The organism is Lysobacter alkalisoli (assembly GCF_006547045.1).
GTDB lineage: Bacteria > Pseudomonadota > Gammaproteobacteria > Xanthomonadales > Xanthomonadaceae > Marilutibacter > Marilutibacter alkalisoli.
The window spans coordinates 2,978,306-2,991,141 of record NZ_CP041242.1; the positions used below are offsets into that span (position 1 = coordinate 2,978,306).

Consider the following 12,836-nt stretch of genomic DNA (forward strand, 5'->3'; position numbering starts at 1 on the left):
CGATCAGTTTCACGCCGGGAAGCGATCAGGCTCGCGTTTCTGCCTTCTGCAATGACAGCAGGGCCAGCATGCCCGCCAACACCGCGTATCCGGCAGCGAACTGCCAGGCGATCGTCCGTGCCAGCCCGTCCAGCGCCCACGGCAGGTACACCCCACCCTGCGGATGCACCGAATGGACCACCCCGAACAGGGTCAATACCGCCGCGACCAGCAGCCACAGCGACGCCAGCCGCATCCGCTGCTCGATCATCGCCACCAGCGCCGACGCCCACAGCATCGCGGTGATGATGAAACCGTTGCCGAGCACCACGATCGTCGCCAGATCGGGCAGGCCGTGACCTTCGACGCTCGAATACAGTTCGCCGAACCGCTGCGGTGCGATCCACGCCGGGTTGCCGAGCTTGATCACCAGCAGGTAGGCCACCGAAGGCAGGAACGCCAGCGCCACCGCGATCGCATGCTCGCGGCGCGTGCTCTGGAACGCCTGCACGGTGATGTCGAGGCCGACGTAGACGATGATCGGCGCCAGCACCGCCAGCGGCAGCCACTGCACCAGCCCGGACACGATCCCGAGCATGCCGCCGATGCCGACGAACAGCCCCGTCAGCAGCGTGTAGCCCATGCGCGCGCCCATGTGCTTGTAGGCCGGCTGACCGATGTAGGGCGTGGTCTGGGCGACGCCGCCGCACAGCCCGGCGACCAGGGTCGACACCGCCTCGGCCAGCAGCACGTCGCGGGTACGGTAGTCGTCGCCGGCGGCGCGCGCGCTCTCGGCCACGTTGATGCCACCGACCACCATCAGCAGGCCGAACGGCAGCAGCAGCGACAGGTACGGCACGGTGTGCGGCAGGCCGTCGATGAAAGCCAGCGTCGGCCACGGCGGGGTGATGCCGAATGCGACGGCTTCCGGCACCTTGAAGCCCGGCGCCCCGAGTCCGGCCAGGCCGAGCCCGTAATACAGCGTGGTGCCGACGATGAAGGCCAGCAGCACGCCCGGGATGCGTACCGGCAGCCTTCCTTTCGCGACCAGCACGTAGAGCAGCAGGCCGAACGTGGCCAGCCCGACCACCGGTGAGCGCAGGGTCTCGATCAGCGGCAGGAAGCCGAGCAGGACCAGCGCGGCGCCGCCGATCGAACCCAGCAGCGCCGCGCGCGGGACGATCCGGGTAATCGCATCACCTGCGAAGGACAGCACCAGCTTCAGCGCGCCCATCACCATCAGCGAGGCCATGCCGAGCTGCCAGGTCGCCATTGCCGCGGCCTGTTCGTCCATGCCGCCGGCCCTGAACTGGGCGAACGCCGGTCCGAGCACCAGCAGCGCCATGCCGATGCTGGTCGGCGCGTCGAGGCCCAGCGGCATCGCGGTGACGTCGTCGCGCCCGCTGCGCAGCGCCAGCCGTCGCGCCATCGCGGTATAGATCAGGTTGCCGACCAACACGCCGAGCGCGGTGCCCGGGAACATCCGCGTGAACACCACCTCGGCCGGGAAGCCGAAGATCCCCACCAGCGCGGCGGCGATGAAACCGAGGATCGACAGATTGTCGACGACCAGGCCGAAGAAGCCGTTGAGGTCGCCGGGGACGAACCAGCGCAGCGAAGATGAGGTGGGCTTGTTCATTGTTCTTGTTCGTCATTCCCGCGAAGGCGAGGGTGAGGACGGGTTGCCTGCGAGCCACTGACTCGCACCCGGACAAAGGCCCGAGCGCCACGCGCGAGGGCTGGGGATCGAAGATCCGTGGACGTTGTTGTCGACGGCCTGAATGTCTCTGGATCCCCGCCTTTGCGGGGATGACTACCGGATACGGCTTCCAGCGTTCCCCTCATCCTGGGGTGATCCAGATCAGGGAGCCCATGCGGCCGGTGCGGGCATCGCGGCGATGGGAGAAGAAACGGTCCGCATCGGAGATCGTGCACAGTCCCCCGCCGTGGATCTTGGCGGAAGACAATCCGGCGGCCTGCAGGCGCATCCGCGCGAGGGCGTACAGATCGACATGCCAGTGCCGGTCGCGGGTCGGGACGAAGGCTCCGGCCGCGGCCGGATCATGGGAGACGAAGGCGTCGCGCACCTCGGTACCGATCTCGTAGGCGGTGGGCCCGGCCGCCGGGCCGAGCCAGGCCATCAATCGTTCCGACGGCGTGCGCATCGCCGCAACGGTCGCTTCCAGTACACCGGCCGCCAGCCCGCGCCAGCCGGCATGGGCGCCGCCGACCTCGCGGCCGTCGTCGGCGCAGAACAGCACCGGCAGGCAGTCGGCGGTCTGGATGGCGAGGACGGTGCCGGGGGTGGAGGTGACCGAGGCGTCGGCTTCGGGTTCAGGAGCGCCCTCACCCCAACCCTCTCCCGCAAGCGGGAGAGGGAGCAAAAGCTTCGCATCCGGTTCTTGAGCCCCTCTCCCGTTCACGGGAGAGGGGTTGGGGTGAGGGCCGGCCTCAAACCGCACTACCTCCACCCCATGCACCTGCCGCAACCACCGCGGTTCCGACGGCAGCCCAGCCAGTTCCACCAACGCCGCCCGGTTCGCCAGCGCCCGTTCCGGCACGTCACCGCAGCGTGGTCCGAGGTTGAAACTGTCAAACGGCGGCTCGGAAACCCCGGCACCATGCCGCAGCGTGGTGAACGCCCGCACGCCGGGCGGTGTCGGCCAGTCGGCTTCAAGCCACGGCTTCGCGCCAGTCACCTCAGCGCCCCGCCTCCGCGGCGATACGGCTGTCGTCCTGCAGGACCTTCACCAGCGCCTGCATGTCGGCCGGCATCGGTGCGCTGCAGCGCACCGGCTCGCCGATGACCGGATGCACGAACTCCAGCGTCTCCGCATGCAAGGCCTGGCGTTTGAAACCGCGCAACCCCTCGACCAGCGCGGGCGTCGCGCCCTTCGGCAGCCGTAACGGGCCGCCGTACATGGGGTCGCCGACGATCGGGTATTTGATATGCGCCATGTGTACGCGGATCTGGTGGGTGCGGCCGGTTTCCAGCCGGCACTCGACCAGGGTGTGGGCGCGAAATCGCTCGCGCAGGCGGTAGTGGGTCACCGCCTCGCGGCCGTCGTCGCGCACCGCCATGCGGATGCGGTCGCGCGGGTGGCGGTCGATCGGCGCGTCGACGGTGGCGCCGGCGACCATCGCTCCGACCACCACCGCGAGGTATTGCCGGTGGACTTGGCGCGCCGACAACTGCTCGACCAGCGCGGTGTGCGCGATCAGGGTCCGCGCCACCACCATCACCCCGAGGTGTCCTTGTCCAGCCGGTGAACGATGCCCGCGCGCGGCAGCTTGTCCAGCCCCGGGTCGCGGTGCAGCAGGGCATTGACCAGGGTCCCGGTCGGATTGCCGGCGCCGGGGTGGACGACCAGTCCCGGCGGCTTGTCGATGACGATGACGTGCTCGTCCTCGAACAACACGTCCAGCGGGATGTCTTCGGGCGTCGAATGGGTCTGGACCTCCTCGATCACGCGCAGGGTCACGGTCTCGCCGCCACGGACGGAGTCGCGCGGACGCACCTCGCGGCCGTCGAGGCGGGCGTCGCCGGACTTGATCCAGGCCGCCAGCCGGGAGCGGGAGTAGTCCGGGAACAGTTCGGCGATGACGGCGTCGAAACGCCGGCCGGCGGCACTGTCGGGCACGGTGGCGGTCAGGGCTAGGGGGAGTCGTTCATCATTCAGGCCACGGAAGTCCGGGCTGCTATTATCGACAGTTCGTGCCCCCGGCGCCCGCAAGGCTTCCCATGACCCCAAGCACCACCCTCGCCCGTCCGCTGCCCCGCCTGGCCATCCTGTTGCTGATGGCGGTCTTCGTGGCCACCGGTTGCTCCCGCTTCAAGAACAAGGATGCCGACGAGGGCCAGCCGGCCGAAGCGCTGTACGAGAAGGCCAGCAAGTCGATGCGCAACGGCAACTGGGCCTCGGCCGAGGTCACCTTCAAGCGCCTGGTCGCGCAGTACCCGTACGGTCCGTACACGGAACAGGCCCTGATCGAAACCGCCTACGCCCAGTACAAGTCCGGCAAGCATGACGATGCTGTCAGCAGCATCGACCGCTTCCTGCGCACTTACCCGACCCACCGCAACGCCGCCTACATGTACTACCTGCGCGGGCTGGTGAACTCCAGCCGCGATGCGGTGTTCCTGCAGCGGGTCTGGCGCCTGGACGCAAGCCGCCGCGATCTGGCCACCCCGCGCCAGGCCTACAACGACTTCCAGATCGTGCTGGATCGCTATCCCAACAGCCGCTATGCCGCGGACGCACGGGAGAAGATGAACGAACTGCGCGATACCTTCGCCCGCCACGAGCTCGACGTCGCCCTGTACTACCTGCGCCGCACCGCCTACGTGGCCGCCGCCAACCGCGCTCGCCTCCTGCTCGAGAACTATCCCGGCAGCCGCTACCACAACGACGCCATCGCCACCCTGGCCGTGGCCTACGAAGGCATGGGCAACGATGAACTGGCTGCCAGTGCCCGCAGCACCCTGCAGCAGCAGTCGCCGGACCATCCGTACCTTACTCATCGCAGTTGGCCCGACTACCCGGGCAACCTGCGCAAGCTCAACCCGTTCGCCGGCGAGAAGTCCGCGCTGGACAACATGTAGGCCGAACCGGCTCCATGCAGAACGCCGCCCACCAGGCGGCGTTTTTGTTTCATCGAATCAAAAAGCGGATACGTTTCCGGGTCGTAGCCCGGGTAAGCCTGACGCACCCGGGAGTGCCCAACGGCCCCGGGTGCGGCTTCGCCTTACCCGGGCTACCGCCTCGGCACGGTTCAGGTGCCGTAACCGTTGGTGATCGGATAGCGCCGCTCGCGGCTGAATGCACGCCGCGACACCTTCGGCCCGGGCGCGGACTGGTGGCGCTTCCACTCGCTGATCCGGACCAGTCGCAGCACCTTGTCGACCGTGGCCGCGTCGTAGCCGGCCGAGACGATGTCGTCGCGCGACTGTTCCTGGTCGACATGGCGCAGCAGGATCGCATCGAGCACGTCGTAGGGCGGCAACGAGTCCTGGTCCTTCTGGTCCGCGCGAAGTTCAGCCGACGGCGGGCGCTCGATCACTTCCTGCGGGATCACCATCCCGCCGTTCGGCGCGCTGCCGCCCACGGTATTGCGCCAGCGCGAGAGCGCATAGACCTCGGTCTTGTACAGGTCCTTGATCGGCGCGTAGCCGCCGCACATGTCGCCATAGATGGTCGCGTAGCCGACCGCGTACTCGCTCTTGTTGCCGGTGGTCAGCAGCAGACCGCCGAACTTGTTGCTCAGCGCCATCAACAACGCACCGCGGGTACGCGACTGCAGGTTCTCCTCGGTGACATCGACCGGTTGACCCGCAAAAGTTTCTTCAAGTGCGTCGAGGAAACCCTGGAAGGGCTTCTCGATCGGCAGGGTCAGCAACTCCACCCCGAGCGATGCGCACTGTATCGCCGCCAGATCGTTGGACAGGTCGGCGGTGTAGCGCGACGGCATCCGCACCGCGGTGACGTTCTCCGCACCCAGCGCATCCACCGCGATCGCCAGCACCACCGATGAATCGATGCCGCCCGACAGCCCCAGCCATACCTTCCCGAAGCCGTTCTTGCGGCAGTAGTCCTGTGTTCCGCGCACCACCGCGCGCCAGGCCAGCGCATCGCGGCTCTCGTCGCCGTCGTCCATCCACTGCACCGGCATGAAACTGCGCGTCTCGCGGTTGAAGTCGACCACCAGCCACTGATCGGTGAACGCCGCCGCGGCAGGATGCACGCTGCCATCGGCATCGGCCACCACCGAAGCGCCGTCGAACATCAACGCATCCTGCCCGCCCACCACGTTGAGGTAGGCCAGGCCGACGCCTGGCCCGTGCGCGCGGCTCTCGCGGATGCGGCGACCGATCAGCGCGTCGCGGTCGGCATGCTTGTCGCGCTCGAACGGCGAGGCGTTCGGCACCAGCATCAGCTCGGCACCGGCATCGACGGCCTCCGCCATGGGTTCGGCAAACCACAGGTCCTCGCAGATCACCAGCCCGATGCGCAGGCCGTCGACCTCGAACACGCAGGCCTCGCTGTCCGGATCGACGCTGAAGTAACGGCGTTCGTCGAACACCGCGTAATTGGGCAGCTCGCGCTTGCGGTAGGTATGGGTGACGCGGCCGTCGCGCAGCACGCTGGCGGCGTTGTAGACCACACTGCCGGCCGCCTGCGGCCAGCCGACCACAGCGGTGATGCCCTGCACCTGACTGGCGATCTCTTCCAGTGTGTCGTGGCAATCGGCGAGAAAGCCCGGCCGCATCAGCAGATCCTCGGGCGGATAACCGCTCAGCGCCAGCTCCGGGAACAGCACCACGTCGGCCGAATAGTCGTCGCGGGCCTCCTGGATCATCGCGAGGATGCGCTCGGCGTTCTGCCTGACCGCCCCGACGGGGAAGTCGAACTGGGCCATGGCGATGCGTAGGGTCTTGCTCATCGGCTATTGCTTCGCTTCAAGCCCCTCTCCCGCGTGCGGGAGAGGGGTTGGGGTGAGGGCCACCGGACACCAGCGCCGCATGGATCACCTCCAGCACCACCTCGGTCCGTTCCAAGGCGTCATTGTTCCAGAATCTGAGCACGCGGTAGCCCTTCGCCTGCAGAAAACCGTCGCGGATGGCGTCTTGCGCATCGTCGGCGTGTTGGCCGCCGTCCAGTTCCACCAGCACCCACGCCTCCAAACAGGCGAAGTCGGCGATGTAGGGGCCGACGGGATACTGGCGGCGAAACTTCCAGCCCATCAGCGCCCGGTTGCGGAGGTGATACCAGAGGCGATGTTCTGCATCGGTCATGGACCGGCGCAGCCGGCGGGCGAAGTCACGTTTCTGGCCTTGGCGCATCCTTGCGCTCCTGGTTGGGAGTGGACTGACAGGATGGAGCAGTGCGGGTGCGGGGGCCATAGGAAACTTCCTACAGGGCGGCCCTCACCCCAACCCCTCTCCCGTAAACGGGAGAGGGGCTATGGACGATGATGTCGAGGCTTTAAGCCCCTCTCCCGCTTGCGGGAGAGGGGTTGGGGTGAGGGCCGTCCTTTCGCGAGAACCCCAAACAGAAAGGCCACCCGAAGGTGGCCTTTCCGCGACTCGATTCGAACGACGGCTTACTTCGCCAGCCGTGCCGCGATCGCCGCGCCGAGGTCGCCCGGCGACTTGACCGTGGTCACACCGGCCTTCTCCATCGCCGCGAACTTGCCCTCGGCCGTGCCCGAGCCGCCCGACGCGATCGCGCCGGCGTGGCCCATGCGCTTGCCCTTCGGGGCGCTGGCACCGGCGATGAAGCCGACCACCGGCTTGGTCACGTGCTGGGCGATGTACTCGGCCGCCTCTTCCTCGGCGCTGCCGCCGATCTCGCCGACCATGATGATGCCCTCGGTCTGCGGATCGTCCTGGAACCACTTCAGCGCGTCGATGAAGTTGGTGCCGTTGATCGGGTCGCCACCGATGCCGATGCAGGTCGACTGGCCGAGGCCGACGTCGGTGGTCTGCTTGACCGCTTCATAGGTCAGGGTGCCGGAACGCGACACGATGCCGATCTTGCCCGGCTGGTGGATGTGGCCCGGCATGATGCCGATCTTGCACTCGCCCGGAGTGATCACGCCGGGGCAGTTCGGGCCGACCAGCACGGTGTCGGGGTGGCCCTTGAGCACGTTCTTGACGCGCAGCATGTCGAGCACCGGGATGCCCTCGGTGATGCAGACAATGACCTTGATCCCTGCCGCGGCGGCCTCGAGGATCGCGTCGGCCGCGAACGGCGGCGGCACGTAGATGACCGAGGCGTCGGCGCCGGTCGTCTTGACGGCATCGGAAACGGTGTTGAAGACCGGCAGGCCGAGATGCTCACTGCCGCCCTTGCCCGGGGTGACGCCGCCGACGACCTTGGTGCCGTAGTCGAGCATCTGCTGGGCGTGGAAGGTGCCTTGCGAGCCGGTGAAGCCCTGCACGATGACCTTGGTGTTGCTATTGATGAGAACGGACATTCTGATAGTCCCTGAATTCTTGTAGTTGACTGGCTTCGGATGCTTCGGACATCGGCTTGCCGATGTCCGCCGGGACATGCTTCCAGATCCCCCACCCTGCGCTTCGCGCAGGGCAGCCCCCTTGACTCAAGGGGGCTGTGAAGGGCCGGACAGACGCCCCGTGCGACCTCAAGCGGCGACGGCGGCGACGGCCTTCTTGGCGCCGTCGTTGATGTCGTCGGCGGCGGTGATGGCCAGGCCGGAGTTCTTCAGCAGGTCCTTGCCGGCCTCGACGTTGGTGCCTTCCAGGCGCACGATCACCGGCACCTTGACGTCGACTTCCTTGACCGCCGCGATGATGCCCTCGGCGATCATGTCGCAGCGGACGATGCCGCCGAAGATGTTGACGAAGATCGCTTTCACCTTGTCGCTCGACAGGATCAGCTTGAACGCCTCGGTCACACGCTCCTTGGTGGCGCCGCCGCCGACGTCGAGGAAGTTGGCCGGCTCGCCACCTTCCAGCTTGATCACGTCCATGGTCGCCATCGCCAGGCCGGCGCCGTTGACCATGCAGCCGATGTTGCCGTCCATGGTGACGTAGTTGAGGTCATGCTGGCTGGCCAGCACCTCGGTCTCGTCCTCCTGGCGGATGTCGCGCATCGCGGCCAGGTCCTTGTGGCGGAAGGTCGCGTTGTCGTCGCTGTTGACCTTGCCGTCGAGCACGGCGAGGTCGCCATTGGTGAGGATCGCCAGCGGGTTCAGCTCGACCAGGGCCAGGTCCTTCTCGTTGAACAGCTTGTACAGGCCCATCATGATCTTCGTCAGCTGGCCGACCTGCTTGGCCGTCAGGCCCAGGGCGAAGCCGAGGTCACGGCACTGGTACGGCTGCAGGCCCTCGACGTAGTTCACGTTGAGGGTCTTGATCGCATCGGGGTTCTCCTCGGCGACCTTCTCGATCTCCACGCCGCCCTCACTGGAAGCAATGAAGGTGATCGACTGGGTGCCGCGGTCGACCAGCACCGACAGGTACAGCTCCTTGTCGATGTCGGTGCCTTCGGAAATCAGTACCGAGTCGATCGGCAGAGCCACGCCGGCCGACTGATAGGTCTCCATCTTCGTGCCGAGCATGGCCTTGGCGTACTGCTTGACCTCGTCGTAGGTCTTGGCCAGCTTGACGCCGCCGGCCTTGCCGCGGCCGCCAGCGTGGATCTGGGCCTTGACGACCCACAGGTCGCCCGGGATTTCCTTGGCCGCCGCGACGGCCTCGTCAGGAGTACGGGCCACGCGCCCGGCCGGCACCGCGATGCCGTAGTCGGCAAACAGCTGCTTTGCCTGGTATTCGTGAAAGTTCATGCGTCACCGAGGGGAGTTGAACAGAAACCCACGCGGCGGCACTCCAGCCGGGCTGGAATGGGCGCGAAAGGGCCCGCCATTGTCGCCGATCGGGCGGCGGCGGGCAAAGTCGCGGGAGGGCGGCCCTCACCCCAACCCCTCTCCCGCAGGCGGGAGAGGGGCTTTGATCGGACGACTCGTGCTACTAGAGCCCCTCTCCCGCCTGCGGGAGAGGGGTTGGGGTGAGGGCCGCTTTTCCGCGTGCCTGACACGGATGCCATACTCGTCACCAGCCACGCCCCGGGGATGCCGCTCTTGCCGCTCAGAATCGCCACCCTGCAAGTCGCCGACGCCGACAAGGCCCTCCGCCGCGAGCTGCACTTCTTCACCCTCTACCGCCTGCTCGAGGCGGCGATGCTGCTGCTGGTGCTGTATGGCCCGTTCTCCGGGTTCCTGCCCGAACCCCGCCACGAGCTGTTCGCACAGGCGCTGGCCATTTCCTATGTGTTCGTCGCGGTGCTGCTGTTCGCCTTCGGTCGCACGGGCGACCTGCGGCTCAATGCCCTGATCGGCATCGGCGCCGACCTGAGCTTCGGCATCCTCGCCATCCACACCATCCCGGTCGCCGCCACCGGCATCGCACTGATGCTGATCTTCAACGTCGGTGCCGCCGCCCTGCTGCTGCCGACCCGGCTGGGCATCGGCATGGCGCTGGTGGCCGTGGCCGGCCTGATCGGCGAATACGTCTGGACATCGGGCGTCGAAGACCCGGACGGGCGTGCACTGGTCGAGCCGCTGATGTTCGCGGTCGGCTACATGGCCATGGCCACCCTGACCAGCGTGCTTGGCCGGCAGATGCGGGCCAGCCAGGCATTGGCCGAACGCCGCGGCGCCGAGACCGCCCACCTGGTCGAAGTCAACGAGCTGATCATCCGCCGCCTGCGCACCGGCGTGCTGGTGGTCAACGGCGACAACGAAATCGTGCTGGCCAACGAGGCCGCCACCGCCCTGCTGGGCAGCCGCCGCGACGACGAGGTCGTCTCGCTCGACATCCTGATGCCGGAACTGGCCCGCCGGCTGACCGTCTGGCGCAACGGCGGCATCGGCGCCAAGGCCGACGAGACCCCGTTCCAGCCCGGCCCCGACCAGCCCGAAGTGGTGCCCCGCTTCGCCCGCCTGCTGGCCGGCAGCGACCAGACCCTGATCTTCCTCGACGACACCTCGCTGCTCTCGCAGCGGGCCGAATCGATCACCCTGGCCACCCTCGGGCGCTTTTCGGCCAGCCTCGCCCACGAGATCCGCAACCCGCTGGCGGCGATCAACTACGCCGTACAGCTGCTGGAGGAATCCGACGACATCCGCCCTGCCGACCGCCGCCTGCTGGAGATCATTCACCAGCAGGGCACGCGCATGAACGGCATCGTCGACAACGTGCTCGGCCTGGCCCGGCGCGAACCGGCCAAGCCCGAACACGTCGAACTGGCCGGCCTGACCCGCCAGTTCGTCGACGAATACCTGGCCGGCCACCCGATCGAGAACGACACCCTGCTCGCCACCTCCAGCCAGGCACGGACGACCGCGATGGCCGACCCGCGCCAGCTGCACCAGGTGCTCACCGTGCTGGTCCACAACGCCCTGCTGTACGGCCGCAAGCCCGGCGAACCGGCCCGGGTCACCGTCCACGTCCACAACGACGACAAGGGCGCGCACCGCATCGACGTGATCGACCGCGGCCCCGGCGTCCCCGAGCGCGTCGCCCTGCAACTGTTCCGCCCGTTCTTCACCACCTCCGCGCACGGCACCGGGCTGGGCCTGTACATCGCCCGCGAGCTGTGCCGCGCCAACCAGGCCACGCTCGAATACGTGCCCACGCCGGGCGTCGGCAGCTGCTTCCGCATCCGCTTCACCCCCGGCATGCAGGAACAACCCGTGCCCGGGCGCCGCACACGCTCCGCCACAGCGGGCGCCTGATCGGCGCCAGCCTTCCCCTTTTCCGCATGGCGGACAGGGCAAGGACGAGGTGGTTACCGGGACTTCCGGCCTTGGCCGCCCCCCCGCCCATCGGCTATCGTGGTCCGCTGGGGGGAGAGGAAAGTAATGACCGAGACACGCAGCGCACTCATCGTCGACGACGAACGCGACATCCGCGAACTCCTGGTGATGACACTGGGCCGGATGGGGCTGCGTTGCGACACCGCGTCCAGCGTCGGCGATGCCCGTGCCCAGTTGCAGCGCAACCGCTACGACCTGTGCCTGACCGACATGCGCCTGCCGGACGGTTCCGGCATCGAGTTGATCAGCGACATCAGCCAGAAATACCCGGAAACCCCGGTCGCCATGATCACCGCCTTCGGCAACGTCGAGGCCGCGGTCGAGGCGCTCAAGGCCGGCGCGTTCGACTTCGTCGCCAAGCCCGTCGATCTCAACGTGCTGCGCGACCTGGTCCGCCACGCGCTCGACCTGCAGGCCGCACGCAAGGCCGATGTCGATGCCGTCGCCTCGCGCCTGTATGGCGATTCCCCGGCCATGACCACGCTGCGGCAGACCATCGCCAAGGTCTCGCGCAGCCAGGCCCCGGTCTACATCGCCGGTGAATCCGGCGTCGGCAAGGAACTGGTCGCCCGCACCATCCACGCCGAGGGTGCCCGTTCGGCCGGCCCGTTCGTGCCGGTCAACTGCGGCGCGATCCCGTCCGAGCTGATGGAAAGCGAGTTCTTCGGCCACAAGAAGGGCAGCTTCACCGGTGCCCACGCCGACAAGCCGGGCCTGTTCCAGACCGCCGAGGGCGGCACCCTGTTCCTCGACGAGGTCGCCGAACTGCCGCTGCCGATGCAGGTCAAGCTGCTGCGCGCGATCCAGGAGAAATCCGTCCGCGCGGTCGGCGCCAACAGCGAGAACCCGGTCGACGTGCGCATCCTCTCGGCCACCCACAAGGACCTGTCGAAACTGGTCGCCGAAGGCCGGTTCCGCCAGGATCTCTACTACCGCATCAACGTCATCGAACTGCGCGTGCCACCGCTGCGCGAGCGCCTCGAAGACCTGCCCGGCCTGTCGGCCCGCATCCTCGGCCGCCTCGCCGAAGCCCAGGGCCGCGTGGTGCCGCGGCTCGACGACAGCGCCGTCGACGCCCTGCGCAAGTACCCGTTCCCCGGCAACGTGCGCGAACTGGAGAACATCCTCGAACGCGCCCTGGCCCTCGCCGACGACGAAATGCTGACCGCCGGCGACCTGCACCTGCCCCGCGTCGAGACCGACCCCCACAACAGTCCGCTCGATCCGCGCACCCTCGACCCGCGCGACACCGCCACCAGCGCCCTGCCCTCATACATCGAGGAGATCGAGCGTGCCGCCATCCAGCACGCCCTGCAGGAAAACCGCTACAACAAGACCCGCACCGCGCAGGCCCTGGGCATCACCTTCCGGGCGCTGCGCTACAAGCTCAAGAAACTCGGGATCGACTGAATGCATGGCTGCCCGAAGCGCTCGCCAACTGGACCCGGGTAAATAAAAGGTATATACAAAGTACCTACCCACGAGTCCGCGAGGGCATCATGTCCAAAGAAGCCGTG

General features: G+C 67.6%; 9 protein-coding genes and 1 pseudogene. 3 read left to right on the plus strand and 7 right to left on the minus strand.

From position 1 onward, the window contains the following. Positions 1-25 precede the first annotated feature (25 nt). The 3 genes and pseudogenes from FKV23_RS13165 to rluD all read right to left on the minus strand — a co-directional run bounded on the left by FKV23_RS13165 (position 26) and on the right by rluD (position 3,659). Entirely contained in the window at positions 26-1,618 is a 1,593-nt protein-coding gene (locus FKV23_RS13165; RefSeq protein ID WP_141624257.1) for a SulP family inorganic anion transporter, read from the minus strand. Positions 1,619-1,820: 202 nt separating this feature from the next. Beyond that, positions 1,821-2,678, minus strand: a complete 858-nt coding sequence (pgeF, locus tag FKV23_RS13170; RefSeq protein WP_141624258.1) for a peptidoglycan editing factor PgeF — start codon at positions 2,676-2,678, stop codon at positions 1,821-1,823. Position 2,679: 1 nt separating this feature from the next. Continuing rightward, positions 2,680-3,659: pseudogene (rluD, locus tag FKV23_RS13175) on the minus strand (23S rRNA pseudouridine(1911/1915/1917) synthase RluD). A gap of 62 nt (positions 3,660-3,721) precedes the next feature. Here rluD and FKV23_RS13180 point away from each other — a divergent pair. Next, entirely contained in the window at positions 3,722-4,582 is an 861-nt protein-coding gene (locus FKV23_RS13180) for an outer membrane protein assembly factor BamD (protein WP_141624259.1), read from the plus strand. A 170-nt stretch (positions 4,583-4,752) separates the two neighbouring features. Here FKV23_RS13180 and FKV23_RS13185 read toward each other — a convergent pair whose 3' ends face one another. From FKV23_RS13185 to sucC, 4 genes are all read right to left on the minus strand, one after another. After that, positions 4,753-6,420 carry an NAD+ synthase gene (locus FKV23_RS13185; protein WP_141624260.1) on the minus strand — a complete coding sequence of 556 codons (1,668 nt, stop codon included), beginning with the start codon at positions 6,418-6,420 and terminating at the stop codon, positions 4,753-4,755. A 16-nt stretch (positions 6,421-6,436) separates the two neighbouring features. Next, positions 6,437-6,820 (minus strand): endonuclease domain-containing protein, encoded by a 384-nt coding sequence (locus FKV23_RS13190; protein WP_141624261.1) that lies wholly within the window; start codon positions 6,818-6,820, stop codon positions 6,437-6,439. 260 nt (positions 6,821-7,080) lie between these two features. Continuing rightward, positions 7,081-7,956, minus strand: coding sequence for a succinate--CoA ligase subunit alpha (sucD, locus tag FKV23_RS13195; RefSeq protein ID WP_141624262.1), 876 nt, complete (start codon positions 7,954-7,956; stop codon positions 7,081-7,083). A 168-nt stretch (positions 7,957-8,124) separates the two neighbouring features. After that, entirely contained in the window at positions 8,125-9,288 is a 1,164-nt protein-coding gene (gene sucC, locus FKV23_RS13200) for an ADP-forming succinate--CoA ligase subunit beta (RefSeq protein WP_141624263.1), read from the minus strand. A 294-nt stretch (positions 9,289-9,582) separates the two neighbouring features. Here sucC and FKV23_RS13210 point away from each other — a divergent pair, with 294 nt between their 5' ends. Together FKV23_RS13210 and FKV23_RS13215 are read left to right on the plus strand one after the other, a co-directional pair. Next, positions 9,583-11,238: a sensor histidine kinase gene (locus tag FKV23_RS13210; RefSeq protein ID WP_244244006.1), complete on the plus strand. Its 1,656-nt coding sequence runs from the start codon at positions 9,583-9,585 to the stop codon at positions 11,236-11,238. A 126-nt stretch (positions 11,239-11,364) separates the two neighbouring features. Then, the gene (locus tag FKV23_RS13215) at positions 11,365-12,729 is read left to right on the plus strand and encodes a sigma-54-dependent transcriptional regulator (RefSeq protein WP_141624266.1); all 1,365 of its coding nucleotides are present in this window, start codon (positions 11,365-11,367) and stop codon (positions 12,727-12,729) included. Positions 12,730-12,836: the final 107 nt, after the last annotated feature.